Origin of the sequence: Streptomyces antnestii (assembly GCF_004005495.1) — a bacterium.
Taxonomy (GTDB): domain Bacteria; phylum Actinomycetota; class Actinomycetes; order Streptomycetales; family Streptomycetaceae; genus Streptomyces; species Streptomyces antnestii.
In genome coordinates this window covers 126,304-152,733 of record NZ_RZYA01000017.1, presented here as the reverse complement: position 1 = coordinate 152,733, position 26,430 = coordinate 126,304, and the positions used below count along the sequence as shown (strand labels likewise).

The following is a 26,430-nucleotide window of genomic DNA, read 5'->3' as shown; positions in this document are numbered from 1 at the left end:
GCCCGGAACAGCCGCCGAGGGGCCCCGGCGCACTACGCTCGGGCCACATGAGCGACACGCACAACAGCCAGAGCGCCCACGCCGGTCACGGGTTCGAGACCGTGGCCATCCACGCGGGTAACACGGCCGACCCCCTGACGGGCGCCGTGGTCCCCCCGATCTACCAGGTCTCCACGTACAAGCAGGACGGCGTCGGCGGTCTGCGCGGCGGCTACGAGTACAGCCGCAGCGCCAACCCGACCCGGACCGCCCTCGAGGAGAACCTCGCCGCCCTCGAAGGCGGCCGCCGCGGTCTCGCGTTCGCCTCCGGGCTCGCCGCCGAGGACTGTCTCCTGCGGACCCTGCTCACCCCCGGCGACCACGTGGTCATCCCGAACGACGCGTACGGCGGCACGTTCCGTCTGTTCGCGAAGGTCGTCTCCCGGTGGGGCGTGGAGTGGTCGGTCGCCGACACCAGCGACCCGGCCTCCGTGCGGGCCGCGCTCACGCCGAAGACCAAGGTCATCTGGGTCGAGACGCCGTCCAATCCGTTGCTCGGCATCACCGACATCGCCGCCGTCGCACAGATCGCGCGCGAGGCGGGCGCCCGCCTCGTCGTCGACAACACCTTCGCGAGCCCCTACCTCCAGCAGCCGCTCGCGCTCGGCGCGGACGTCGTCGTGCACTCCCTGACGAAGTACATGGGCGGCCACTCGGACGTCGTCGGCGGCGCGCTGATCGTCAACGACGCCGATCTGGGCGACGAGTTGGCGTACCACCAGAACGCGATGGGTGCCGTCGCCGGGCCGATGGACGCGTGGCTCGTGCTGCGCGGCATCAAGACGCTGCCCGTCCGCATGGACCGGCACAGTGAGAACGCGACGAAGGTCGCCGACATGCTGACGCGGCACGCGCGCGTGACGCGCGTCCTGTACCCGGGCCTCGCGGAGCACCCCGGTCACGAGGTCGCCGCCAAGCAGATGAGGGCGTTCGGCGGCATGGTGTCGTTCCAGGTCGAGGGCGGCGAGGAGGCGGCCGTCGAGGTCTGCAACCGCGCCAAGCTGTTCACCCTGGGCGAGTCCCTGGGCGGCGTCGAGTCCCTGATCGAGCACCCGGGACGCATGACGCACGCCTCGGTCGCCGGTTCGGCCCTGGAGGTTCCCGCCGACCTCGTCCGCCTGTCCGTGGGCATCGAGTCGGCCGACGACCTGATCGCCGACCTTCAGCAGGCACTCGGCTGACCCGGTTCACCACCCCGTGAGCGGTGGAGTCGTCTTTGACGGCGGCTCCACCCAGGGCCTGGCCAGCAGGACCCATACGAAGAACGCGGTCAGCGCCAGGCACAGCGCCAGCCACGTCAGCCGCCGCAGCACCCTCCTGCGGCGCAGCATCCGTCCGCCCCGCCGCACCGCCTCGGGGTGGATCTCGGGCGGTACCGCGCCCTGCGCGCCGTCCAGGATCGCGCGGACCTCGCGCTCCATGCGGGCCTGCCCGTTCATGACGGCACCCTCTCCAGGGCCGCGGCGGGGGCGGGACCGCGCGGGGGGTGCAGGACGAGCGCGACGGCACGCGCGTGGATCGTCCGTACGCGCTCCATGGGGAGCCCGAGCAGCGCGGACACCTGTTCCTCGCCGACTCCCTCGTAGAGGCGCAGCACCAGGATCAGCCGCTCCTGGGGGCCCAGGTGACGAAGGACGCCCCCGTACCCGCGGTGCTGGTGCCACGCCGCGCGCGCGAAGCGCAGGGCGAGCTCCTGGCGGGCGCGGTCGTAGGGGTCCTCGCCGCGCAGCCGGTCCCAGGAGGCGTACGTCCGCGCGAGCGCCGCCGTGATCAGCTTCCGCGCGCGCGGATTGTCGTCGGGCGGCTCCGTGGTGAGCAGTGTGGCCGCATGGAGCAGCCGCCCTGCCGCGCCCGCGACGAATGCCTCGAACTCCCGGGCGCGGCGGGCGTCCTGGGACGCGCGCCGTTCTCGCACCGCACCTCCAGCCGGACCGGTGGCCGGTCACCGGACGGAACGGGCCCCGGCCGCGCACGACGACGGGGACCCGGTCTCATATGAGGGCAGGCACGGCCCCGGGGTCAAGAGCCGGGAGCGGCTTCCCCGGACGGGGCGCCATGACCCGTCTGCCGCGCGGAGAGCGCGACGTTGAAGCGCGTCAGGAGCGCGCAGAACTGCTCGCGCTCCTGCGGGGTCCAGTCCTGCGTCAACTCGGCCATCAGAGACCGCCTGGACGTGCGTACGTCCTCCAGGCGGGCGAGCCCGCGAGGTGACAGCTGCAGGACGACCGCACGTCCGTCCTCCGGGTGGGACGTCCGCTTGACGAGGCCGGTGTCGACGAGCGGCGCGACCTGACGCGTCACCGTCGAGGAGTCGATACCCATGCTCGCGGCGAGCGCCTTGACGCCCATCGGGCCTTCCTTGTCCAGGCGGTTGAGCAGCAGATACGCGGCTCGGTCCATCGAGTTGCGCACCTGCCCGACCCCGCCGAGCCGGGTCTGTTCGGCACGGCGGGCGAAGACCGCCACCTCGTGCTGCAGGGTTTCGAGGAGGCCGGTGTCGCCGGCGGTCGTCATGTCCATCGTTTCCGGTGGTGTGGGCATGGCCGGGGGCTCACTTCATGCAGGGGGTGTTGGGTTGGGGGACAGGGTACGCGGCCGGAAGGCGGGTCGTACCGACGCTGCGCAAACCAGTCTCGGACCGTGGTCACGGCAGGAGGCGTACGGCGTGAGCTGCGAGACTTGCCGTCATGAGCTACAGCACAGCTGACTCCTTGCCGACGGTGACCCTGGACGACGTGCGCGGCGCGCAGAAGATGCTGTCGGGGGTCGCGCGGATCACGGCGATGGAGGGCAGCAGGTACCTCTCCGGCCTGGTCGGGGCGCCGGTGCACCTCAAGTGCGAGAACCTGCAGCGGACCGGCTCCTTCAAGCTGCGCGGCGCGTATGTGCGGATCGCGGGCCTGCTCCCGGAGGAGCGGGCCGCCGGGGTGGTCGCCGCGAGCGCCGGGAACCATGCGCAGGGTGTCGCGCACGCCTCCTCCCTCCTCGGCGTACGGTCCACGGTCTTCATGCCGGTCGGCGCGCCCCTGCCGAAGGTCGCGGCGACCCGTGACTATGGCGCGGAGGTGCGGCTGCACGGGCAGGTGGTCGACGAGACGCTGGCGGCGGCGCAGGAGTACGCGCGGGAGACGGGCGCCGTGTTCATCCACCCGTTCGACCACCCGGACATCATCGCCGGGCAGGGCACGGTCGGCCTGGAGATCCTGGAGCAGTGCCCCGAGGTGCGCACGATCGTCGTGGGCATCGGCGGTGGCGGGCTCGCCGCGGGGGTCGCCGTGGCGGTCAAGGCGGTGCGTCCCGACGTGAAGGTGATCGGGGTGCAGGCGGCGGGCGCGGCGGCGTACCCGCCCTCGCTCGCGGCCGGGCACCCGGTGTCGATCCCGTCTCCGGCGACGATGGCCGACGGCATCAAGGTGGGGCGGCCCGGCGACGTGCCGTTCCAGCTGATCGAGGAGCTGGTCGACGAGGTCCGTACGGTCTCGGAGGACGAGCTGTCGAGCGCGCTGCTGCTGTGCCTGGAGCGGGCCAAGCTGGTCGTCGAACCGGCCGGGGCGAGCCCGGTGGCGGCGCTACTGAGCGACCCGCAGTCCTTCGAGGGTCCGGTCGTGGCGCTGCTGTCGGGCGGCAACGTCGATCCGCTCCTGATGCAGCGGATCCTGCGGCACGGCATGGCCGCCGCCGGCCGTTATCTGTCGTTCCGGCTGCGTCTGACGGACCGGCCGGGCGCCCTGCACACGCTGCTCGGCGTGCTGTCGGCGGTCGACGCGAACGTCCTCGACGTGGGCCATGTGCGCACGGATCCGCGGCTCGGGCTCACGGAGGCGGAGGTCGAGCTGCACCTGGAGACGAAGGGGCCGGTGCACTGCGCCGAGGTGGGCGCGGCGCTGCGGGAGGCCGGTTACCTCGTCATCGACTGACGGGGCCGGCGAGGCTTCGCGGGCGCCGTCGACGGATTACGTAAAACCGGTTGATGAGACGCGATGTATCGCGATACCGTGTGTGCCACGTCACCACTCCGTATGTCTCCGCACTGCCGGGCGCACCAAGACCGGCAAACCTAAGCTTTTCCTGAGCAAGGCAACCAAATAGGTCACCCACAACCCATGGGGGAAGCCACATGCCAGGCGCCATCTATGCCGAAGGTCTGGTGAAGACCTTCGGCGACGTCAGGGCTCTGGACGGCGTCGATCTCGATGTCCCGGAGGGCACGGTCCTGGGACTCCTCGGACCGAACGGCGCGGGCAAGACCACCGCCGTGCGCTGTCTGACGACGCTGCTCACACCGGACAGCGGCAAGGCCGTCGTCGCGGGCATCGACGTTCTGAAGCATCCCAACGAAGTGCGGCGCTCGATCGGTCTCTCCGGCCAGTTCGCCGCGGTCGACGAATATCTGACGGGTCGTGAAAACCTGCAGATGGTCGGCCAGTTGTACCAGATGAAGGCCAAGGCGGCGAAGGTCCGGGCCGCCGAGCTGCTCGACCGGTTTCATCTCACCGACGCCGCCGACCGGCCCTCCAAGACGTACTCGGGAGGCATGCGCCGCCGGCTCGACCTGGCGGCCGCACTCGTCGTCTCGCCGCCCGTCATGTTCATGGACGAGCCGACCACCGGCCTCGACCCGCGCAACAGGCTCCAGCTGTGGGAGGTCATCCAGGAGCTGGTCGCCGGCGGCACGACCCTGCTGCTGACCACCCAGTATCTGGAGGAGGCCGACCACCTGGCGCACGACATCTGCGTCATCGACCACGGCCGCGTCATCGCCCGCGGCACCTCCGACCAGCTCAAGGCCCAGACCGGCGGCGAGCGCGTCGAGGTCGTCGTGCACGAGCGGGAGCACATCACGACCGCCGCCGAGGTCCTCGCCGGCTTCGGTAAGGGCGAGGCCACCGTCGAACAGCACACCCGCAAGCTCACCGTCCCCGTGTCCGGCGGCGCGAAGCTGCTAGCCGAGGTCATCCGCGAGCTCGACGTCCGCGGGATCGAGATCGACGACATCGGACTGCGCCGTCCCACCCTCGACGACGTCTTCATCTCCCTGACCGGCCACGTGGCAGAGGAGAAGGTGGACGAGAACGGCGCGGCGGCGGCCGCCGCGCAGCCCCGTAAGCGCAAGAAGGAGGCCGGCAAGTGAGCGCCGTCACCCAGACCCCGACCCGGCCCCTGACCCCGCGCCCCGCGGGCGGTCCCGCGCAGTCGGCCCGGGACTCCCTCGTCGTTGCCAAGCGCAACCTGATCCGGATGTCCCGCATCCCCGAGATGGTCATCTTCGGACTGATCCAGCCGATCATGTTCGTGGTGCTGTTCAGCTACGTATTCGGCGGCTCGATGAACATCGGGGGCACCACCGACTCCGGGGTCTACCGCGAGTTCCTGATGGCCGGCATCTTCGCCCAGACCGTCACGTTCGCCACGGCGGGCGCCGGCGCGGGCATCGCCGACGACATGCACAAGGGCCTCATCGACCGCTTCAGGTCCCTGCCGATGGCCCGCGGTGCCGTTCTCACCGGACGTACCCTCGCCGACCTCGTCCAGACGGCCCTGACCCTGCTCGTCCTCGCGATCGTCGCGCTCCTCGTGGGCTGGCGCATCCACGAGGGCATCCCGAAGGCCCTCGGAGCCTTCGGACTCCTGCTCCTCCTCGGCTACGCGTTCACCTGGATCGGCGCCCTCATCGGCCTGTCCGTACGCACCCCGGAGGCGGCCACCTCGGGCGGCCTGATCTGGCTCTTCCCGGTCACCTTCATCTCGAACGCGTTCGTGGACTCCAGCCAGATGACGCCCTGGCTGCGCCACATCGCCGACTGGAACCCGTTCAGCGCCACGGTGCAGGCGTGCCGCGAGCTGTTCGGCAACCCCGGCGTCTCCCACTCCGGCGCCTGGCCCATGCAGCACTCCGTGTGGGCCTCGCTCCTCTGGTCGGTCCTGATCATCGTGGTCTTCCGGACCCTCTCGGTCCGCAAGTACCGCAACGCGACGGCCTGACCCCCGATCGAGGCATCCGAATCCGGGGCGCTGGACACACGAAGGCCCCCGGCGCGTCACGCGCCGGGGGCCTTCTCCGAAAGGCAGCCTCAGCCGGAGTACGGCTTCGCGTCGAGGACCTTCACCGAGGCGAGCTTGCCGTTCGGCAGCTCGTACTGGGCGTCCTCACCGATCTTCTTGCCATTGACGCCCGCGCCCAGCGGGGACTGGGGCGAGTACGTCTCGATCTCGGCGCTCGCGTATTCGCGCGAAGCGAGCAGGAACGTCAGGGTGTCGTCCTCGTCGCCGTCGAAGGCGATCGTGACGACCATGCCGGGGGCGGCGACGTCCGCGGTCGCGGGCGCCTCGCCGACCTTGGCCTTCTCCAGGAGCTGGGTGAGCTGGCGGATGCGGAGCTCTTGCTTGCCCTGCTCCTCCTTGGCCGCGTGGTACCCGCCGTTCTCGCGCAGGTCGCCCTCCTCGCGGGCCGCCGCGATCTTCACGGTGATCTCGGCGCGCGCGGGACCAGACAGGTACTCCAGCTCGTCCTTGAGCTTGGTGTACGCCTCCTGCGTGAGCCAGGTGACGTCTTCGCTGGTCTGGGTCACAGGTGCTCCTCGTAGGTACTGGGAATACAAAGCATCGCCCTACCCAGAAGCATGTGCTCTCAGGGGTGGGCGAAACCACGAGCCTAACAATTCAGGCGCCGAAGGGGGAGGACATATGCCATCAGAAATTCGTCGACGCAGGTCAGGCGCCGAAAGCCAGTGCCACAGGCGGTTCGGTCAGCCCTCGTGGCAGCCGAGCAGCTCGGCGCTGGTGCCCCGGGACGTGGTGCGCAGCGTGACGACCTGGTCGATCCGGCTCTCCCGCTGGTCGAAGCGGAAGTCCGCGCGGCCCACCTCGGCGCCGTCGGCGGACAGCGACCGGATGGTGCAGTAACCCTTCGTGCCGGTGTCCTTACGGACCTCGAGATGCACCTTCACCGCGGCGTCGGACGCCTTGAAGGTGATCACCTCGGCACTGATCTTCGTACCGAAGACGTAGTGGTAGCCGAACCAGCCGACCAGGACCACCATCAGGGCGCCGAGCACGGCGCCGACGATCTTCAGGGTGCGGTCCGCGCGTTCGTCGGCGGAACGGGAGGGGCCGTAGCGGCCGTCGGGGAGCTGTTCACTCACCGCACTCATGATCGATCCTCTCGGGCGGGACGGGTGATGGACCGGCCCCGGACAGACTGCCGGAATTTTCCGCCCCCCGGTTCGGTCACTATAGAAGCCGCCCATTGCGCTGTACGACCGAGGGCGCCTTGATCACCGTATTCACCGAATTCACCGAGTCATCGACTGAGGATCTTGTCTTGACTGAGCAGCTGCGACTGATGGCCGTTCACGCCCACCCCGACGACGAGTCGTCGAAGGGCGCGGCCACCATGGCCAAGTACGTGTCCGAGGGGGTGGACGTGCTCGTCGTGACCTGCACGGGCGGGGAGCGCGGCTCCATCCTCAACCCCAAGCTCCAGGGCGACAAGTACATCGAGGAGCACATCCACGAGGTACGCAAGAAGGAGATGGACGAGGCCCGCGAGATCCTCGGCGTCAAGCAGGAGTGGCTCGGCTTCGTCGACTCCGGCCTGCCCGAGGGCGACCCGCTGCCCCCGCTGCCCGACGGCTGCTTCGCGCTCGAGGACATCGACAAGGCGGCCGGTGAGCTGGTGAAGCAGATCCGCTCGTTCCGCCCGCAGGTCATCACGACGTACGACGAGAACGGCGGCTACCCGCACCCCGACCACATCCAGACCCACAAGATCTCGATGGTGGCGTTCGAGGGTGCGGCGGACACCGAGAAGTACCCGGAGTCCGAGTACGGCCCCGCCTACCAGCCGCGCAAGCTCTACTACAACCAGGGCTTCAACCGGCCGCGCACCGAGGCGCTGCACCAGGCCATGCTCGACCGCGGCCTGGAGTCGCCGTACGCGGAGTGGCTCAAGCGCTGGGACGAGTTCGAGCGCGTCGAGCGGACGCTGACGACGCACATTCCGTGCGCCGAGTTCTATGAGATCCGCGACAAGGCGCTCATCGCGCACGCCACGCAGATCGACCCCGACGGCGGCTGGTTCCGGGTCCCGATGGACGTCCAGAAGGAGGTCTGGCCGACCGAGGAGTACGAGCTCGCGAAGTCTCTCGTCGATACCTCCCTCCCCGAGGACGACCTCTTTGCGGGCATCCGCGACAATGCCTGACATGAGCGCAAGCGCAAGCCTGGCAATGACGCACCTCGTCCCCCTCGCCCAGGAGGTCGACGAGAACAAGGTGACCCCCGGCGTCCTCGGCTTCATCGTCTTCGCGGTGATGGCCATCGCCGTCTGGGGCCTGATGAAGTCGATGAACCGGCACATGGGCAAGGTCGACTTCAAGGAGAAGCCGGACGCGGCCACGGACCCCGCGGGGGCCTCCGGCAACACCCCGGGCTCCCCGGCGAAGGGCTGACACCCCGCTGAACGAACCGCCCGGCACGGAACGGTCCGCGCCGGGCGGTTTCGCGGTGCGCGGCGGCTCGCCGCGCCGGGCTTCGCGGTGCGCAGCGTCCCGCTACGCAGGGCTTCGTACGGGGCAGCGGCTTGCCGCCGGGCGCCCCTGGCGCGTTACCGGTCAGCAGATCGAGCCGTCGGGCGACACGGCGGTCTCAGCAGCTCGCGCTGACCACCTCCCCATTGCTCGGCGTCCCGCCGACCGCCTTCCTGCTGCTCGGCGTCCCGCCGACCGCCTTCCTGCTGCTCGGCGTCCCGCCGACCGCCTTCCTGCTGCTCGGCGTCCCGCCGACCGCCTTCCCGCTGCTCGGCGTCCCGCCGACCGCCTTCCCGCTGCTCGGCGTCCCGCCCCGCCCTGCCCCGCGCGGAGCGCCTCGCGCCGGGCGTCTAGCGGCCCGCGGGTACCTCCACGCCCATCACGTCACGGGCGTGGCGGCCCGGGACCATGCCGAGGCGCCAGGCCTGCCAGCCCGCCTCCAGGTCCGCGCCGCGCTCCAGGAGGAGCTGGTACGCCTCCACGTAGTCGTCGAGCTTGGCGTCCCGGCCGGCGTGCGTGGTGCGGGCGAGCTGTGACAGTTCCTCCTGCGCCACCGCCGTGCCGATCTCCGAGCCGCCGGGCGACGCGTACGGCAGGAGCGTGCAGCGCAGGAAGACCGCCCAGTCCTCGCCCCGCCGGTCGCCGTACGACGCGAACAGTGCCGCCGCCTCCTCGCACAGCGTCAGCGCCTGGGCCGCCCGCCCGTTGCCCGCGTCCACCACCGCCAGCTCCAGGCACGTCCACCCCTCGCCGTGCGCGACGCCGATGCGCTGGAAGTCGGCGCGGGCGTCGACCAGGAGCTGGCGCGCGAAGCCGGAGTTGCGCAGCGAGCCCGTCTGCGCCGCCCGCTGGTCCCGGGTGACCCGGGCCGAGTGATGCCGGGCGCACGCCAGCCCGTACACGTCCCGCATCCGCGAGAACATCGTGCGGGAACGCTCCAGCTCGCGCACCGCCCGGTCGAGGTCGCCGCTCTCCTCCAGGGCCTGGCCCAGGTAGTAGAGCGTCCACGCCTCGCCGCGTGCGTCCTCGTTGTCACGGTGACGCGCGGCGGCCTGCCGCAGCCCGTCGACCCCCGCCGACGCGTCACCGTCCACCAGACGCGCCCGCGCCAGCTGCGTCAGCGCCCACGCCTCGCCCCGGCCGTCGCGCGTACGCCCGTACAGGTCGAGCGCGACACCCAGCTCGCGCTCCGCCTCCGGCACGTCGCCCATCCGCAGCCGCAGCTGCCCCAGCTGGAAGTGCGCCCACGCCTCACCGTGCACGGACTCGTTCTCGCGGTGCAGGGCCAGCGCGTCGGTCAGCAGGCGGAGCGCCTCGGCCGGCTGGGCCCGGTCGCGCTCCACCGCGGCCAGCGCGTGCATCGTCCAGCCCCGGTCACCCGCCGTCTCCTCCGTCGTCTGCAGGTCGAGGGCCTCGCGGAGCTTCGCCGCGGCCTCCTTGAGCTGGCCCTGGTGGTGCAGCGTGATGCCCAGCGAACACAGGGCGCGGGCCGCGCCCGCGTTGTGGTGCGCCTCGAAGTACAGGTCCACCACGGACGCCAGCGTCGTACGCGCCTTGTCCAGCTCGCCGAGCTGGCGCGCCGCGATACCCGTACGCCACTGCACAGAGCGCACGAGAAGCCCCTGGTCGACGGCCTGCGTCAGCTCGCTGATCTCACCGAGGCGGTACAGGTCGCCGCGCAGCAGGCAGTAGTCGCACAGGGCGCCGAGGAGATTCAGGACGGCCGCCTGGTCGACGCCCTCCGCGCCCCGCAGCGTCGCCGTGATGAAGCTGGACTCGTCGTCGAGCCAGCGCAGCGCCGCGTCGAGCGACGTGAACCCGTGCGGGCCGATCTGCCCGGCCCGCGTCGACTTGTTGCCGTCGACGAGCCGGATCACCGAGTCGGCGAGCTCCGCGTAGTTCTGGATGAGGCGTTCCTGCGCTGCCGTCCGCTCGGCCGGCTCCTCCTCGTCCAGGAGCCTGGCCTGCGCGAAGGACCGCACGAGGTCGTGCAGCCGGTACCGGCTGCCCCGCACATGGTCGATCAGGCCCGCCCGGGACAGCGCCGTCAGATGCCGCGTCGCCTCCGCCTCGTCCGTCGCGAGCAGCGCGGCCGCCGCGGCCGCGCCCAGCGAGGCCCGCCCGGCGAGCGCGAGCCGCCGCAGCAGCCGCCGGGCCGCGTCCGACTGGTCGGTGTAACGCAGCCACAGCACCCGCTCGACCGGCTCCACCGGCCCGTACGCACCCAGGTCGGACGCCAGCGCGCGCGTCGTACGCGGCCCGATCGCGGAGCCCGCGATCCGCAGCGCCAGCGGCAGCCCTCCACACAACTCCCGTACCGCGTCCGACGATTCGGCGTCGTACGGCCCCGACGCGTCCTCCGCGGCCTCCCGCAGGAGCTCCTCCGCGCCCGCCGCGTCCAGCGCCTCCACCGGCACCTGGTGCACCCACGCCGGCACGTCCGCCGGCAGGTCAAGCGGCTTGCGCGCCGTCACCAGGACGAGGCTGTCGGACCGCTCGGGGATCAGCGTGCGCACCTGCTCCGCGTCGCCCGCGTCGTCCAGGACGATCGTCACCGCGAGGCCCGTCAGATGCTGGTGGTACAGCTCGCTCAGGCGGCGCACCTGCTGCTCCTGCGAGGAACGCTCCCGGAAGAGCAGCTGCTCGCGCGGCGCGCCGAGCCGGTTCAGGAGGTGGAGCAGCGCGTCCCGGGTCGACAGGGGTGCCTCCGGCGCGTCGCCCCGCAGGTCCACGACGCACGCGCCGCGGAACTGGTCGCGCAGCTCGTGCGCCGCCCGCACCGCGAGCGTCGTACGGCCGGCGCCGGGCGCGCCGTGCAGCACGACGACGGTGGGCCGGGTCTCGGTGCTCGCCCGCGCCGCGTGCACCCACTGCGCGATCCGCTGCATCTGTGTCCGGCGACCCGCGAACGGCCCCTGTGGCTCGGGGAGTTGACCGAACGACTGCTCCAGCACGCTCCGCCGCCGGGCCGCCGCGCTCTTGTCCGTACGGCGCAACTGGGGCGTCGGCTTCTTCGCGCCGGTACCCGCCGTGGCCGCGAGGACGCGCTGCTGATCCAGGAAGGGCCGGATCCCCCGCACGTCGAGCGCCGTCAGCCACTGCAGTCTCAGCTGTTCCGGCCCGCCGGGCTGGCTCCGCGCCCCGGCGCTGCGGCTCGCGGCGGGCACGTGGGAGGCCGTCACCTTCGCGACGGTCGTGGCGGCGCCAAGGACGGCGACGGCCGCCCCCGCACCGACCGCCGTCCCCGTGCCCGTACCGAGCAGCAGGTCCGCCACGCACGCACCGGCCGCCGCAACGGCCGTGACCAGCAGAGGAGTCGACCCGCCCTCCTTCGCGAACCGCTCCCCGAATGACATCTGCCCGGCCTCGGCCTCGTCCAGGGCGTGCGTGAACTGCGCGTACTCCTCGGCGGCGGTCTCCGCCATGGCGTCGAGCGCACCCCGCGCACGCGACAGCAGCACCCCGCCGTCCGCCCGCCCACCCGAACGCCGCACCTCCTCCTCGACGGCCCGGGCCAACAGCCCCTCGGCATCCGCCCGATGGCTGTCTCGCATCTCAAGTCCCCCTCCGGCGCCAACACTTCCGCGGTCAAGTGTGCTGCGGAGCAGGCGCGAATACGAGAGGGATCCCGCAGGCCTCCAACAGGGCCTACGTGAATGTGTGTTGACCGTGGATGCCAGGTGGTGACCTTGTGCCAGTTCGCTCGTTTTTGCGTATGTCGGACAAACGGATGAGGTGGCGGCGTGCGCAATGGTGTCGGACTGGACGGGGGTGCTTCGGCGCCCACGGGCGTCAGGGGGCTCGCGTCCTATGCGCGCGCTTCAGAGGACTTTCGCAAGCGAGATGCGCAAGCGGTCCAGAATCAGCACAGGATCAACGCCCTGTCGGCGCGCGCGGCGGGCTGTGCCGTGGTCTCGTACTACACGGACAATGGGCGCAGCGCGACGAAGGCGGGCAGTCCCCGCCCGGCTTTCGACAGGTTGCTCTCGGACCTCAGGGGCGGTGCCGCGCCCGACGGCTCACCGCTGGGCGGGGTTGTCTGTGTCGCGGATGACCGCCTCTACCGTCACGCAGTCGACTTCGCGCGCTTCTTCGAGGCGCTGACGTGCGAGCCCGGACGGATCTACGTCGATCAGAACGGCGTGCGCGATCCCTACTCGCGGGAGGGCCTGGCACAGGCCCTCGATTCCCTCGATGCCGCGTCCGCGGAGACAAGGGTGCGGTCGCAGAGGGTGCGCAATTGGCACTGGTCGCGCGCGATCGACGGCGCTCCCCACAGTGGGCCGAGGCCCTTCGGGTGGCAGGAGGACCGGATCACTCTGCACCCGGTGGAGGCGGAACTCGTGCGCAAGGCGATCGCCGACCGCATCGGCGGGACGTCGATCAACACGATCGTTCGCGAGTGGCGGGCGCTGGGCGTCACCGGGACGCGCGGCGGTACACCGACTCCCCATTCCGTCACGCAGATCATCACGGCGCCAAGGGTCTGCGGATACCGGGCCAACCGCGGAAAGCTCCTGCTGGATCCGGACACGGGGATGCCCGTGGTCGGGCAGTGGAACGTCATCGCGACTCCCGGCCAGTGGCGGGAAGTCTGCGCCACCTTCGAGGCAGGGAGCCTCTTCATGCATCGCGGAAGTGGTGCGCCACGACTCGCCGGCACGAAATCGGCCCGGGCCTATCTGGCAAGCGGGTTCCTGCGCTGCGGCGGCGAATTCGCGGAGTGCGGCGCCTGCGGGCGCAAGCTGAGCGGTGGACGGAACACCAACAGCAGACGCAGTCCGTACGGATATGTGTGCACGCAGGGGCGCGGATGCGGGCGCTGTGCCATCAGTGGTCCTCTCGCGGACGATGCCATCGCAAGGCTGCTCTTTCCTGAGAGGCGGGACGGGCCGGTTCAGCTTCCAGCGTCCGTTCGGGAGCGGTGGACTTCGGGAGAGATGGAGCTGGACGAGCGGCGGAAGTCATCGCTTCCGTTTTTGACCACCTCGTGGTCGTGCCTGGCGAGAAGGGCAACCGTGTCTGGGACTACTCGCGTGTCAGGCCGGTCTGGCGTTGGGCAGACGGAGTGGTTGCCTCCAGGGAAGCCAGGTGAAGCGTCGTCCGCGTGGACGCCCGCACGGGAACGTCGTGCAGGATGGGTGGTATGCCGAACCGACTGGCCAACGAGACGTCCCCGTACCTCCTCCAGCACGCCGACAACCCCGTCGACTGGTGGCCCTGGTCGGCCGAGGCCTTCGAGGAAGCCAGGCGGCGGGGGGTGCCGGTGCTGCTCAGCGTCGGCTACAGCAGTTGTCACTGGTGCCATGTCCTCGCCAGCGAAAGTTTCGAGGACGAGGCGACCGCCGCCGTCATGAACGAGCGCTTCGTCAATATCAAGGTCGACCGTGAGGAGCGGCCCGACGTCGACGCCGTCTACATGGAGGCCGTGCAGGCCGCTACCGGGCAGGGCGGGTGGCCCATGACCGTGTTCATGACGCCGGACGCGGAGCCCTTCTACTTCGGTACCTACTTCCCGCCCGAGCCCCGGCACGGCATGGCGTCGTTCCGGCAGGTGCTCGACGGTGTGGGGCAGGCGTGGGCGGAGCGCAGGGGTGAGGTGGCCGAGGTCGCCGCGAAGATCGTGGGCGACCTGGCCGGGCGTGAGCTGCCGTACGGGGACACGCAGCCGCCCGGCGAGGGCGAGCTGGCGCAGGCGCTGCTCGGGCTTACGCGGGACTACGACGCGGCGCACGGCGGGTTCGGGGGCGCCCCCAAGTTCCCGCCGTCGATGGTGATCGAGTTCCTGCTGCGCCACCACGCCCGCACCGGCGCCGAGGGCGCCTTGCAGATGGCCCAGGACACGTGTGAGCGGATGGCGCGCGGCGGGATCTACGACCAGCTGGGCGGCGGTTTCGCGCGCTACGCGGTCGATAAGGAATGGGTGGTTCCGCACTTCGAGAAGATGCTCTACGACAACGCCCTGCTCTGCCGCGCCTACGCGCATCTGTGGCGGGCCACAGGGTCGGAGACGGCCCGGCGGGTGGCGCTGGAGACCGCGGACTTCCTGGTGCGTGAACTGCGGACGAACGAGGGCGGGTTCGCGTCCGCGCTCGACGCGGACAGCGAGGATGCCGAGGGGCGGCACGTCGAGGGCGCGTACTACGTGTGGACGCCCGCGCAGTTGCGTGACGTGCTCGGCGGTGAGGACGCCGAGCGGGCCATGCGGTACTTCGGCGTGACGGAGGAGGGGACCTTCGAGAAGGGGGCCTCGGTCCTTCAACTGCCGGATGGCGATGAGGTGTTCGAGGGTGAGTGGGTCGAGGGGGTGCGGCGGAGGCTGTCGGAGGCCCGTGCCGCGCGGCCCGCGCCCGGGCGGGACGACAAGGTCGTCGCGGCCTGGAACGGGCTCGCGATCGCCGCGCTCGCCGAGACCGGCGCCTACTTCGGCCGGCCGGACCTGGTCGACGCGGCCGTCGCCGCCGGTGATCTGCTCGTGCGGGTCCACCTGGATGCCCAGGCCCGTATCGCCCGGACGAGCAAGGACGGTCGGGTCGGGGCCAACGCGGGGGTCCTTGAGGACTACGCCGATGTCGCCGAGGGCTTCCTCGCGCTGGCGTCCGTGACCGGTGAGGGGGTCTGGCTGGAGTTCGCCGGGTTCCTGCTCGATCACGTGCTCGCCCGGTTCGCCGACCCGGAGTCCGGGGCCCTGTACGACACGGCGGCGGACGCCGAACAGCTGATCCGCAGGCCGCAGGACCCGACGGACAACGCGGCGCCGTCCGGCTGGAGCGCGGCGGCGGGCGCGCTGCTGTCGTACGCGGCGCAGACCGGTTCGGAGCCGCATCGCACCGCCGCCGAGCGGGCCCTCGGGGTCGTGCGGGCGCTCGGTCCGCGGGCGCCGCGCTTCATCGGGCACGGGCTCGCCGTCGCGGAGGCGCTGCTCGACGGGCCGAGGGAGGTCGCTGTGGTGGGCGAGGTGGGGGGTGAGCTGCATCGCGCCGCGCTGCTCGGGACGGCGCCGGGTGCGGTCGTCGCGGCGGGCCGGGAGGGCGGCGGGGAGCTGCCGTTGCTGGCGGACCGGCCGCTCGTGGACGGGCGCCCGGCCGCGTACGTGTGCCGCAACTTCACCTGTGACGTGCCGGTGACGGATCCGGAGCGGCTGGCGGAGGCGCTGGTCAGCGGTCGGTAGGCAGCCGCTACAGGCCGTTCGCGAACGTGTCGAGCGTGCGGGTCATCAGGTCGCTCAGGTCGTCCTGGTGACCGTGCTCGGCCCAGTACAGGGTGGTCTCCATGAGCGCGCCGACGAGCGCCATCGAGTAGACACGGACCTCCAGGTCCGCGGGGTCGCGGTCGGTGCGTTCGGCGAGCACCCGGCACAGGAGCTGGCCGGTGACGGACATGGACTCCATCATCCGCGAGCGCACCGCGGGCACCTCGACCTGGAGCCTGGTCCGCAGCCGTGTCATTTCGGCGTCCTCGTCGAACCCGAGCTTCAGGGCCTTGGTGATCACGTGCTTCATCGACTCGATGATCGGCTCGTCCGCGGGCCGCGACCGCAGTTCGCTCTCCAGAACCGGGTCGTACTCGTCCGTGAGGACGATGTCCTCCTTGGTCGGGAAGTACCGGAAGACGGTGGACGGCGACACCTCGGCGGCCTCGGCGATCTGCTCGACCGTCGTCGCGTCGTACCCCTGCTCGGCGATCAGCCGGTACGTCGCGTCCCTGATCGCGACGCGGGTCTTGAGCTTCTTGCGTTCGCGGAGCCCGAGCCCGGCGTGGTCGGAAGGGGTGCTGCGTGCTGAGGCGGCCATGTGCGTCATTGTCGGCCATGGGCCCGGGCCGGGGCCACGTCGGTGACGGGGGCGGCGGCCGGCCGCGGGTCCGGCAGGAACGCCGCGGCGAGCAGCGCCGTGACCAGGGACGCGATCCCCACGACGACCAGGACGAGATTCATGCCGTGGACGTACGCGGCGTCGGCGGCGGCCGCGAGGTCCGGGTCGCCCAGCTGTGCGGCGACCGCGTGGGCGGCGACCACGGAGTCGTGGGCCGCGTCCGGCGCGGCGGGGCCGAGCCGGTCCCCGTAGACCCCGGCGAGCAGTGCGCCGAGCAGGGCGATGCCGATGGCGCTGCCCGTCTGGCGCACGGTCATGAGGAGTCCGGAGCCGCTGCCTGCCCGGTCCCCCGGCAGGGTCTCCAGGGCCAGGCCCATGGCCGGCACGACGGCGAAGGCGAAGCCGATGCCGGCGATCGTCAGCCACAGCGCCGTGTAGCCGTAGCCGGAGTCGACGGTGGTGCGGCTGCCGAGGAACGCGGCGAACGCGAGCACGACGAGCGCCGCGCTGACGAGGGCCCGCGGCCCGAACCTGTCGAGGAGCGGCGGTGTGCCCTTCGCGGCGAGCAGCATCCCGGCCATCATCGGCAGGATCCGCACGCCGGTGCCCATGGCGTCGTGTCCGAGTACGGCCTGCAGATACTGCGGCAGCACGAACATCAGGCCCGACAGGACGAACATGCCGAGCGTCGCGGCGAGGGTGTTGAGGAGGAAGCCGCGGCGGGCGAGCAGGGTGAGGTCGAGCAGGGGGCGGGCGCTGCGGCGCTCGCGCAGGACGAGCGCGGTGACGAGGGCGGCGGAGGCCGCGAACAGGCCGAGGATCAAGGGGTCGGTCCAGCCGCGGTGCGGCGCCTCGATGATCGCGTAGATCAGGGCCCCGAGGCCGGTCGCGGTGAGCGTGGTGGAGACGACGTCGACCCGGGGCGCGGCGGGGTCGCGGGTCTCGGGAAGCAGGAACAGGCACGCGGTGATCCCGAGGGCGACCATCGGGACGTTGATCAGGAAGACCGAGCCCCACCAGAAGTGGTCGAGGAGCCAGCCGCCGAGGATCGGGCCGAGTGGCAGGCCGAGTGCGGAGGCGGCGGAGATGACGCCGACGGCCTTGGTGCGCTCGTCGGCGGCGAAGAGCGAGGGCAGCACGGACAGGGCGAGCGGCAGTACGAGCGCCGCGCCGACGCCCATCAAAGTGCGGGCGGCGATCACCCAGTGCACGTCGGACGCGAGTGCTCCGGCGAGTGAGCCCGCGAGGAAGACGCCGAGTCCGGCGATGAGCATCCGGCGTCGCCCGAACCGGTCGCCGAGGAGGCCCGCCGGGAGCATCAGGGCGGCGAACACGACGATGTAGGCGTCGGCCATCCACTGCTGCTGCCCCGTGCTCGCGCCGAGGTCTCCGGCCAGCGTCGGCAGCGCGACGTTGAGGATCGTCATGTCGAAACCGAGCACGAGCATGCTCGCGACCAGGGCCCCGAGGGCCCACCAGCGGCGTGGGTCACGCCGGACCTCATCCTGCTGAGTGACAGTAGCCATGAAATGAGAGTAACTCTTAAGTGATAGTCACTGTCAATATCTATCTCCCCTCGTGGTGCGCGCACGAAAAATGGCCGCGGCTGGAGAGCCGCGGCCATTGACGACCGGAAGGGAGGGGAGGTGTTACGCGTGCCGGTAGGCCACCAGCGAGATGCCGACGTAGTGCACGATGAACGCCGCGAGCGTCAGCGAGTGGAACACCTCGTGGAAGCCGAACCAGCGGGGTGACGGGTTCGGGCGCTTGATCCCGTAGATGACGCCGCCCGCGCTGTAGAGCAGCCCGCCGACGATCACACAGACGAGTACGGCCGTGCCGCCCGTGTGGAGGAAGTCGGGCAGGAAGAAGACGGCGGCCCAGCCCATCGCGATGTAGCAGGGGGTGTAGAGCCAGCGCGGGGCGCCGACCCAGAAGACGCGGAAGATGATGCCGGCCGTGGCCGCCGCCCAGATGCCCCACATCAGCCATTCGCCCTTGGCCTCGGGGAGCAGGAGCATGGTGAGCGGGGTGTAGGTGCCCGCGATGATCAGGAAGATGTTCGCGTGGTCGAGGCGGCGCAGTACGCCGTCGGCGCGCGGGCCCCAGTTGCCGCGGTGGTAGAGCGCGCTCACGCCGAAGAGCAGGCAGGCCGTGAGGACGTAGATCCCGCACGCGATCCGGCCCCGGGTGGAGTCGGCGAGGGCGGTGAGGACGAGACCGGAGATGACGACGGCCGGGAACATGCCCGCGTGCAGCCAGCCGCGCAGCCGTGGTTTCACCGGGACGGGCTCTGTCGCGGTCACTTCGGGTGGCGTGGCGGCAGTCATGGACGGCATCGTACCTACGGGACCGTAGGCGGCGAATCTGAGTGGCAATGCTCACTTTGCTCCCCTGTGAGGCCCTCTGGACATATGCGCGGTTGCGTCGGATGATCAAATGAGTGCAGTCGGCACCGGATGAGCGCCAGAGGGATTCAGTGAAGCGTCCGGGTCGCAGCCCCCAAGGGGCAACAACACCAAAACCCCTCATTTAGGAGCAATCGTGGCGCGCGACATCGCGGCTCCCGTTTCTTTGGGCACCGTCCCCACCAAGCACCAGGAACTGATCTCGTGGGTCAACGAGATCGCCGAACTGACGCAGCCGGACAACGTGGTCTGGTGCGACGGGTCCGAGGCCGAGTACGAGCGCCTCGCCGAGGAACTGGTCGACAAGGGAACGTTCAAGAAACTCGACCCGATCAAGCGCCCGAACTCCTACTACGCGGCCTCCGACCCGACCGACGTCGCACGCGTCGAGGACCGGACCTTCATCTGCTCCGAGAAGGAGCAGGATGCCGGCCCGACCAACCACTGGAAGGCCCCCGCCGAGATGCGGGAGATCTTCGCCGGTGAGAAGGGCATCTTCCGCGGCTCGATGAAGGGCCGGACGATGTACGTCGTCCCGTTCTGCATGGGCCCCGTCGGCTCGGAGCTCTCCGCCATCGGCGTCGAGATCACCGACTCCGCTTACGTCGCCGTCTCGATGCGCACCATGACCCGCATGGGCCAGGCCGTCCTCGACGAGCTCGGCACCGACGGTTTCTTCGTGAAGGCCGTCCACACCCTCGGCGCCCCGCTCGCCGAGGGCGAGGCGGACGTTCCGTGGCCGTGCAACTCCACGAAGTACATCTCGCACTTCCCGGAGTCCCGTGAGATCTGGTCCTACGGCTCCGGCTACGGCGGCAACGCCCTGCTCGGCAAGAAGTGCTACGCCCTGCGCATCGCGTCCGTCATGGCGCGTGACGAGGGCTGGCTCGCCGAGCACATGCTCATCCTCAAGCTGACTCCGCCGCAGGGTGAGGCGAAGTACGTCGCCGCCGCCTTCCCGAGCGCCTGCGGCAAGACGAACCTCGCCATGCTGGAGCCCACGATCTCCGGCTGGACCGTCGAGACCATCGGCGACGACATCGCCTGGATGCGGTTCGGCGAGGACGGCCGCCTCTACGCGATCAACCCCGAGGCCGGCTTCTTCGGCGTCGCGCCCGGCACCGGCGAGCACACCAACGCCAACGCCATGAAGACGCTGTGGGGCAACTCCGTCTTCACGAACGTCGCGCTGACCGACGACGGCGACGTGTGGTGGGAGGGCATGACGGAGGAGACTCCGGCGCACCTCACCGACTGGAAGGGCAACGACTGGACCCCCGAGTCCGGCGTCCCCGCCGCGCACCCGAACGCGCGCTTCACCACCCCCGCCTCGCAGTGCCCGATCATCGCGCCCGAGTGGGAGGACCCGAAGGGCGTGCCGATCTCGGCGATCCTCTTCGGCGGCCGCCGCGCCTCCGCGGTGCCGCTGGTGACCGAGTCCTTCGACTGGAACCACGGCGTGTTCCTCGGCGCGAACGTGGCGTCCGAGAAGACCGCCGCCGCCGAGGGCAAGGTCGGCGAGCTGCGCCGCGACCCGTTCGCGATGCTCCCGTTCTGCGGCTACAACATGGGCGACTACATGGCCCACTGGGTCGACGTGGCCAAGGACAAGGACCAGTCCAAGCTGCCGAAGATCTACTACGTGAACTGGTTCCGCAAGAACGACGCGGGCAAGTTCGTGTGGCCCGGCTTCGGCGAGAACAGCCGCGTCCTGAAGTGGATCGTGGAGCGCCTCGAAGGCAAGGCCGAGGGCGTCGAGTCCCCGATCGGCATCCTGCCGACGCGTGACTCGCTCGACACGGAAGGCCTCGAACTGGCCGACTCCGACCTCGACTTCCTGCTCACGGTCGACAAGGAGGTGTGGCGCGAGGAGGCCTCCCTGGTCCCCGAGCACCTCAACACCTTCGGTGACCACACGCCCAAGGAGCTGTGGGACGAGTACCGCAACCTGGTGCAGCGCCTCGGCTGAAACTGACTGACTCCCGGGTCAGTAGTCGCACGGTTCACGACAGGGCCCCGCACAACGGTGTGCGGGGCCCTGTCGTGCGCCGGGCCATGCTTCACCCGTTCGGCGACGGTGACCGTCAAGCGTTGAGTCACCCGTGGGGTCCGGGATCGACCGGACCCCACGAGGACGTCAGAGGGCCGGCGCTCAGGCGCTGACCAGGCGGGCCGCGGAGGCGTGGGCCTCCATGCGGCGGGCGGCGAGGATCGCGGCCGCCGTGTCCGCGCGGGACGCGGCGACGACCAGGGCGCGGCCCGCGAGCGCGTGGGCGCGCTGGTGCAGGGCGGCGGCGTGCGGTTCGTGGATCGCGGAGGTCACCGCCGAGCGCACCGGGGAGGCGCCGCCGCGCAGGCGGGCCACCTGGTGCGCGAGGGAGTCGGCCGCCGCGTCGAGGTCTCCGTCCCCGTCCGGCGTGAGCGCGCGCAGCTCGTCGGTGACGGCGAGCAGGGCGGCCAGGTGCCCGGCGAGCTGGATGTCCAGCTCCTCTTCGCGGGAACGGTGCGGGAAGTCGCCGGGGTCGGCCATGGCATGGACCGACTTGGTACGGATCGGCTCGTACATGGGTGGCCTCCAGGCGGGTAGCTTGAAGGCCATCCTAGCTTAGATTCAGTCTAAAGTTGAGTTCTGTCACTCACGGCTGGCTGTAGCCGTCCAGGAAGCGGCCGATACGGGTGATGGCCTCCGTGAGCTGGCCGACCGTCGGCAGCGTGACGACCCGGAAGTGGTCCGGCTCCGTCCAGTTGAACCCCGTACCGTGCACGACCATGATCTTCTCGGCGCGCAGCAGGTCGAGGACCATCTGCCGGTCGTCCTTGACCTTGAACACCTTCGGGTCGAGCCGCGGGAACAGATAAAGGGCGCCCTTCGGCTTCACGCACGTCACGCCCGGAATCTGCGTCAGCAGGTCGTACGCCGTGTCCCGCTGCTCCTTCAGGCGCCCGCCCGGCAGCACCAGGTCGGTGATCGTCTGACGCCCGCTGAGCGCCGCGACGACACCGTGCTGGCCCGGCATGTTCGCGCACAGGCGCATGTTCGCCAGGATCGTCAGGCCCTCGATGTACGAGTCGGCGTGCGCGCGCGGCCCCGAGATCGCCATCCAGCCCACGCGGTAACCGGCCACGCGGTACGCCTTCGACATGCCGTTGAAGGTGAGCGTCAGCAGGTCGGGGGCGATGGCCGCGGTCGGCGTGTGCGTCGCGCCGTCGTAGAGGATCTTGTCGTAGATCTCGTCCGAGCAGACAAGCAGGTTGTGGCGGCGGGCGATGTCGGTCAGGCCGCGCAGCATGTCGTCGCTGTAGACGGCGCCCGTCGGGTTGTTCGGGTTGATGATCACGATCGCCTTGGTGCGGTCGGTGACCTTCCGCTCCACGTCGGCGAGATCGGGCATCCAGTCGGACTGCTCGTCGCAGCGGTAGTGCACGGCGGTGCCGCCGGAGAGCGAGACCGCGGCCGTCCACAGCGGGTAGTCCGGCGACGGGACGAGGACCTCGTCGCCGTCGTCGAGCAGGCCCTGCATCGCCATGACGATCAGCTCGGAGACGCCGTTGCCGATGAAGACGTTCTCGACGTCCGTCTCCACGCCCAGCGTCTGGTAGTGCATCATCACCGCGCGACGGGCGGCCAGCAGGCCCTTCGCGTCCCCGTACCCGTGCGCGTCCCCGAGGTTGCGGAGCATGTCCTCGAGGATCTCGGGCGGGCACTCGAAACCGAAGGCGGCCGGGTTGCCGGTGTTGAGCTTGAGGATGCGATGGCCGGCTGCCTCCAGACGCATCGCCTCCTCGAGCACCGGGCCCCGGATCTCGTAACAGACATTGGCGAGCTTCGTCGACTGGATCACCTGCATGTCCGTGAGCTTACGGCCGGGTATCGTCGGGCGCTCCGTGTTTTAGGACACGTGGGGCATCGCGGGCGGTCCGCTTTGGGCTGATATCGCCGACGGCTACGCGGGAAGCCCTCAGGTTCTCTACAATCCGCCCTCATGTCCTGGCAGCACCCCACGCCCGGCGGCGACGACACACCTCCGAGGGTCTACGGCGTCTACGACGCGGACGCGACGGCGAGCGTGTACGAGCAGTACGCGGACCCGGCCGCGGCGCACGGCTGGTACGAGGCGAACGGGGTCCCGACGGCCGGTCCGGCGTACGCCGACGCGCCCGCGAATGCGCACGACGGCCCCACATACGCGTATGACGACCCCGCGCACGCGCCGCACGACGACCTCATATCCACCGCGCCGATGGCGGCCGTTTCCGTACCGGGAGTACCCGGCGTACCCGGCGCCTACGACAGTGCCCACGACGGCGCGCACGACGGCTATGGCGACGCCCCCGGCGACGACGCGGTCTTCGTCGACGGCTCCGGCCGCAGGCGGCGGCTGATGCGGCGCATCGCCGTCGGCATGGGTGCGGCCTGCGTCGTCTTGCTCGGCGTCGTCGTCGCCGGGCTGTTCGACTCGGGCCCCGCGGGCGGACCACTGCCCTGGGGGCACGGCAAGGGCGACGGCAAGGCGCCCCGTGCCGAACACTCGCCGTCGGCGTCACCCGCCGCGCACCCCGGCACCTCCGCAGGTCCGGCCGCCTCCGCCGCCACGGCGGGCGGGCCTGTGTCCGGTTCGCCGAGCCATGACGCGAGCCCCAGCCCGAGCGGGAGCGCCGGCGGCACGGCGGGCGACGGCGGGGCCACGACCGCCCCCGCCACCGGCAGCGCGCCCACGACCTCGGCCCCCTTCACCACCGCCCCGGCCCGGGGGAACGCCGGCGGCAAACCGGGGCGCGGCCACGGCTCCCCGGGATCGACGAAGTGGCCCAAGTGAGCCGGCGGACCCGGCCCGTCTGACGCGTATTCGTCAAAGTCCTCGTAAACCCGGGGAGTTGACCCGGAACGCGGGAGTACGTTTCCGGCGCTCGGCAACAGGAGACCCAGCGTGGCCGTGTGGGGCGCCACCGCTCCGTGCCGAAGGAACCGGAGACACGATGCACGCGTTTTCCGAGGGGCGCAGACCGGGCAAGAGGGCCAGAACGGCCCTCGCCCTCTGCGCGGCGGCACTCCTTGCCGCGGGGACGGGATCCGTCGCCGCGTACGGAGTGGTCGACAGCGCTGGGCACGGCCGCCACGACGTGGCGGGCGAGGACTCCCAGGAGCTGATGGAGTCCATCGACTCGTACAACGATCCGAGGCTCTCCCCCAGCGGCCAGGTCACGGCGGGCGCCTACGCTGACGCCTGGAAGCACATCAAGAACATGCCGGTGAAGTCCGGCACCTGGAGCGAGGTCACCACCTCCCCGTACAACGAGGACGCGCTCCACTACCGCGACCACTCCGCCTCCAACTCCGGGGGCGGCGCGGGCCGTTCGGCGGGCCGCATCGCCGCGCTCGCCACCGACCCGGCCCACAAGGGCGTCGTCTACGCGGGCGCGGCCGGCGGCGGCGTGTTCCGCTCCACGGACGACGGCGCGACCTGGACGCCGATCGCCGACCACCTGCCCGCCCTGTCGGTGGGCGCGCTCGCCACCGCCCCGGACGGCTCCCTGTGGCTGGCCACCGGCGAGGCGACCACCGCGTCCGACAACTACCTCGGCAGCGGCGTCTACCGGCTCGCCGACCCCGTGCACGGCACGTTCGCCGAGAGCGACAAGGTCGGCGGCACGGAACTCGACAGTTCCTCGGTCCACACCGTCACCTTCGACCAGGCGGCCGGCTACGTCTTCGCGGCCTCCTCGCACGGGCTCTTCCGGCGCCCGCTCGCGGCCGGGCAGTCCACGGCCTGGACCATGGTCCTCGCGCCCTGCGCGGGCGTCGGCGTGAGCGGCATCGGCTGCGGCGTCTCCGCCCAGTACGCGGACATCGCCGACGACATCGCCGTACAGCCCGGCAGCGACGGCAAAAAGCTCCTCGCGAACGTCGCCTGGCGCGGCGGGGCCGACTACAACGGCTTCTACTACTCCGACGACGCCGGCATGACCTGGAAGCGCGCCAACCCGACGGGCGCGATCAACCCCGCCGAGATCGGCAACGCGTCCTTCGCGTACGCCGCCGACGGCAGCAAGCTCTACGTCTCCATGGAGTCCCCCAAGCTCCTCAACAAGGCGAAGGGCGGCGGCGTCTCCTCCGTCCTCGCGGGCGTGTACGTCAGCGAGAGCGGCAACGCCGACGGCCCCTTCAAGCAGATCGCGACCCCCGCGAAACTCTCCGCGAGCGGCTCCGCGATGAAGCTGAACGCGATCGGCGCGGGCTACCAGCCCGGCACCCAGTCCTGGTACGACCAGGTCGTCGCCGTCGACCCGACCGACCCGGACCACGTCTACCTCGGTCTCGAAGAGGTCTTCGAGACGCGGGACGGCGGCTCGAACTGGCACGCCGTGGGCCGGTACTGGAACTTCGGCCTGTCCTGCTTCTCGTACGACCAGGCGGCCAACACCTGCGACGGCGACGTCATGCACTCCGACCAGCACGCCATCGCCTTCTCCCGCTGGCAGGGCGGCACCCCGCAGGTCTACGTCGGCAATGACGGCGGCGCCTACGCCCGGCCCGTCGCGCAGCGCACGCCCGGCTGGCGCAACCTCAACGAGTCCGGCACTCTCCGCAACCTGCAGTACTACTCGGTGGGCGCGGGCCGCATGACGGACGGCAGTGGTGACGCGGTCTGGGGCGGCCTCCAGGACAACGGCGTCTCCCTGCTCGCGCCGAAGGGATCCACGTACCAGGGGCAGAAGCTGAACCCCGACGGGCAGATGGTGGCCCCGTTCGGCGGTGACGGCGGCGACCAGCTCGTGAACCCGGCCAACGGCTGCGAGACGGTCGGCGAGTACACGAACCTCGCCCTCCAGATCACCCGCAACTGCGGCTACACGGCCAGCGACACCGGGGCCGAGGACGTCATCACCGACATCGCCCCGGGCGACCCGAACGCCCGCTTCATCGCACCGTTCTCCGCGGACGACAAGGACGCCGGTTACTGGGTCGCGGGCGGCCAGTACATCTGGGGCGACACCAAGACCTGGGACACCACGAGCGGAGCCGACTGGACCAAGCTCTACGACACGGGCGCGGGCCACTCCACGACCGCCGTCGCCAGCCGTGACCGCGTCGTGTGGGGCGCGTGGTGCGGCTCGTGCAACCCGGGCGCCTCGTTCGGCCGGGGCATGGTCACCAACTACGGAGGCACCTGGCACCAGGTGAACCTCCCGGCCGACTTCCCCAACCGCTACATCGCCGACGTCGCCATCGACCCCTCCGACGCCTCGGGCGGGACGGTCTACGCCGTCGTCAACGGCTTCTCGCGGCACTGGAACGAAGGCCCCGGCGCCGGCTACGGCCACGTGTGGCGCACCACCGACGGCGGCGCCACCTGGCACGACGTCAGCGGCGACCCGGCGGCCACGGACTCGTTCCCGGACGCGCCCGCCAACTCCCTGCTGATCACGCCGTCGGGCACGCTCGCCGTCGCCACGGACCTCGGCGTCTTCACCGCCGCCCGCGGCGCGGACGGCCACTGGCAGCGCCTCGGCACCACCCTGCCGACCGCGCCGGCCGTCTACCTGTCGCCGAGCCCGGACGGCCGCCAGCTGTATGTGGCGACGCACGGACGGGGGATCTGGAAGACGCCGATGCCGTAAGGGCATTGGTTGAGGGCGGTG

Annotated in this window: 21 protein-coding genes and 1 pseudogene; 11 read left to right on the top strand and 11 right to left on the bottom strand. The window is 71.0% G+C overall.

Features of this window, described 5'->3' with window-relative positions; translation table 11 throughout:
• The first annotated feature begins 47 nt into the window (after nucleotides 1-47).
• Nucleotides 48-1,220, top strand: a complete 1,173-nt coding sequence (locus EOT10_RS29585) for a cystathionine gamma-synthase (RefSeq protein ID WP_127831415.1) — start codon at nucleotides 48-50, stop codon at nucleotides 1,218-1,220.
• A gap of 6 nt (nucleotides 1,221-1,226) precedes the next feature.
• Here the strand turns inward: EOT10_RS29585 and EOT10_RS29580 are convergent, their stop codons facing one another.
• The 3 genes from EOT10_RS29580 to EOT10_RS29570 all read right to left on the bottom strand — a co-directional run bounded on the left by EOT10_RS29580 (nucleotide 1,227) and on the right by EOT10_RS29570 (nucleotide 2,559).
• Nucleotides 1,227-1,478, bottom strand: coding sequence for a hypothetical protein (locus EOT10_RS29580; protein ID WP_127831414.1), 252 nt, complete (start codon nucleotides 1,476-1,478; stop codon nucleotides 1,227-1,229).
• A complete protein-coding gene (locus EOT10_RS29575; protein ID WP_189492220.1) occupies nucleotides 1,475-1,954 on the bottom strand; it encodes a sigma factor-like helix-turn-helix DNA-binding protein in 480 nt (159 codons plus the stop codon). The genes EOT10_RS29580 and EOT10_RS29575 overlap by 4 nt, the downstream gene beginning before the upstream one ends.
• Before the next feature lie 104 nt (nucleotides 1,955-2,058).
• Nucleotides 2,059-2,559, bottom strand: coding sequence for a MarR family winged helix-turn-helix transcriptional regulator (locus tag EOT10_RS29570; RefSeq protein WP_127831446.1), 501 nt, complete (start codon nucleotides 2,557-2,559; stop codon nucleotides 2,059-2,061).
• A 167-nt stretch (nucleotides 2,560-2,726) separates the two neighbouring features.
• Between EOT10_RS29570 and ilvA the strand changes: the two genes are divergently transcribed.
• From ilvA to EOT10_RS29555, 3 genes are all read left to right on the top strand, one after another.
• Nucleotides 2,727-3,956, top strand: coding sequence for a threonine ammonia-lyase (gene ilvA, locus EOT10_RS29565; protein ID WP_127831413.1), 1,230 nt, complete (start codon nucleotides 2,727-2,729; stop codon nucleotides 3,954-3,956).
• 200 nt (nucleotides 3,957-4,156) lie between these two features.
• Nucleotides 4,157-5,170, top strand: a complete 1,014-nt coding sequence (locus tag EOT10_RS29560) for an ATP-binding cassette domain-containing protein (RefSeq protein WP_127831412.1) — start codon at nucleotides 4,157-4,159, stop codon at nucleotides 5,168-5,170.
• Between the two features lie 29 nt (nucleotides 5,171-5,199).
• Nucleotides 5,200-6,021, top strand: coding sequence for an ABC transporter permease (locus EOT10_RS29555; protein WP_127831445.1), 822 nt, complete (start codon nucleotides 5,200-5,202; stop codon nucleotides 6,019-6,021).
• Between the two features lie 89 nt (nucleotides 6,022-6,110).
• Here EOT10_RS29555 and greA read toward each other — a convergent pair whose 3' ends face one another.
• Nucleotides 6,111-6,608 carry a transcription elongation factor GreA gene (greA, locus tag EOT10_RS29550; RefSeq protein WP_127831411.1) on the bottom strand — a complete coding sequence of 166 codons (498 nt, stop codon included), beginning with the start codon at nucleotides 6,606-6,608 and terminating at the stop codon, nucleotides 6,111-6,113.
• Between the two features lie 177 nt (nucleotides 6,609-6,785).
• Entirely contained in the window at nucleotides 6,786-7,190 is a 405-nt protein-coding gene (locus EOT10_RS29545; RefSeq protein ID WP_127831410.1) for a DUF4307 domain-containing protein, read from the bottom strand.
• A gap of 191 nt (nucleotides 7,191-7,381) precedes the next feature.
• Between EOT10_RS29545 and mca the strand changes: the two genes are divergently transcribed.
• Nucleotides 7,382-8,242 (top strand): mycothiol conjugate amidase Mca, encoded by an 861-nt coding sequence (mca, locus tag EOT10_RS29540; RefSeq protein ID WP_189492229.1) that lies wholly within the window; start codon nucleotides 7,382-7,384, stop codon nucleotides 8,240-8,242.
• Complete coding sequence (locus tag EOT10_RS29535) at nucleotides 8,235-8,489, top strand: hypothetical protein (RefSeq protein WP_127831408.1); 255 nt, start codon at nucleotides 8,235-8,237, stop codon at nucleotides 8,487-8,489. Before mca ends, EOT10_RS29535 begins: the two co-directional genes overlap by 8 nt.
• A gap of 428 nt (nucleotides 8,490-8,917) precedes the next feature.
• Here EOT10_RS29535 and EOT10_RS29530 read toward each other — a convergent pair whose 3' ends face one another.
• Nucleotides 8,918-12,121 (bottom strand): tetratricopeptide repeat protein, encoded by a 3,204-nt coding sequence (locus EOT10_RS29530; protein WP_127831407.1) that lies wholly within the window; start codon nucleotides 12,119-12,121, stop codon nucleotides 8,918-8,920.
• A gap of 189 nt (nucleotides 12,122-12,310) precedes the next feature.
• Between EOT10_RS29530 and EOT10_RS43215 the strand changes: the two are divergent.
• Both EOT10_RS43215 and EOT10_RS42175 read left to right on the top strand, forming a co-directional pair.
• Nucleotides 12,311-13,159, top strand: a pseudogene (locus tag EOT10_RS43215) (recombinase family protein); the annotation flags it as partial.
• 554 nt (nucleotides 13,160-13,713) lie between these two features.
• Nucleotides 13,714-15,738, top strand: coding sequence for a thioredoxin domain-containing protein (locus EOT10_RS42175; protein ID WP_127831405.1), 2,025 nt, complete (start codon nucleotides 13,714-13,716; stop codon nucleotides 15,736-15,738).
• Between the two features lie 7 nt (nucleotides 15,739-15,745).
• Here EOT10_RS42175 and EOT10_RS29515 read toward each other — a convergent pair whose 3' ends face one another.
• From EOT10_RS29515 to trhA, 3 genes are all read right to left on the bottom strand, one after another.
• Nucleotides 15,746-16,360, bottom strand: coding sequence for a TetR/AcrR family transcriptional regulator (locus tag EOT10_RS29515; RefSeq protein ID WP_127831404.1), 615 nt, complete (start codon nucleotides 16,358-16,360; stop codon nucleotides 15,746-15,748).
• 5 nt (nucleotides 16,361-16,365) lie between these two features.
• A complete protein-coding gene (locus EOT10_RS29510; protein WP_127831403.1) occupies nucleotides 16,366-17,907 on the bottom strand; it encodes a DHA2 family efflux MFS transporter permease subunit in 1,542 nt (513 codons plus the stop codon).
• A gap of 123 nt (nucleotides 17,908-18,030) precedes the next feature.
• Entirely contained in the window at nucleotides 18,031-18,720 is a 690-nt protein-coding gene (trhA, locus tag EOT10_RS29505) for a PAQR family membrane homeostasis protein TrhA (protein ID WP_431313335.1), read from the bottom strand.
• Nucleotides 18,721-18,925: 205 nt separating this feature from the next.
• On the opposite strand from trhA, the gene EOT10_RS29500 reads away from it, so the two are divergent.
• Complete coding sequence (locus EOT10_RS29500) at nucleotides 18,926-20,758, top strand: phosphoenolpyruvate carboxykinase (GTP) (protein WP_127831401.1); 1,833 nt, start codon at nucleotides 18,926-18,928, stop codon at nucleotides 20,756-20,758.
• A 183-nt stretch (nucleotides 20,759-20,941) separates the two neighbouring features.
• On the opposite strand, the gene EOT10_RS29495 is transcribed toward EOT10_RS29500, so the two are convergent.
• Together EOT10_RS29495 and EOT10_RS29490 are read right to left on the bottom strand one after the other, a co-directional pair.
• Nucleotides 20,942-21,355, bottom strand: a complete 414-nt coding sequence (locus tag EOT10_RS29495; protein ID WP_127831400.1) for an SCO4983 family protein — start codon at nucleotides 21,353-21,355, stop codon at nucleotides 20,942-20,944.
• 70 nt (nucleotides 21,356-21,425) lie between these two features.
• Nucleotides 21,426-22,637: a pyridoxal phosphate-dependent aminotransferase gene (locus EOT10_RS29490; protein ID WP_127831399.1), complete on the bottom strand. Its 1,212-nt coding sequence runs from the start codon at nucleotides 22,635-22,637 to the stop codon at nucleotides 21,426-21,428.
• A 135-nt stretch (nucleotides 22,638-22,772) separates the two neighbouring features.
• Here EOT10_RS29490 and EOT10_RS29485 point away from each other — a divergent pair, with 135 nt between their 5' ends.
• On the top strand, nucleotides 22,773-23,606 hold the full coding sequence (locus EOT10_RS29485) for a hypothetical protein (protein WP_127831398.1): 834 nt from the start codon (nucleotides 22,773-22,775) through the stop codon (nucleotides 23,604-23,606).
• Between the two features lie 160 nt (nucleotides 23,607-23,766).
• The gene (locus tag EOT10_RS41420; protein ID WP_189492217.1) at nucleotides 23,767-26,409 is read left to right on the top strand and encodes a WD40/YVTN/BNR-like repeat-containing protein; all 2,643 of its coding nucleotides are present in this window, start codon (nucleotides 23,767-23,769) and stop codon (nucleotides 26,407-26,409) included.
• The last annotated feature ends 21 nt before the right edge of the window (nucleotides 26,410-26,430 follow it).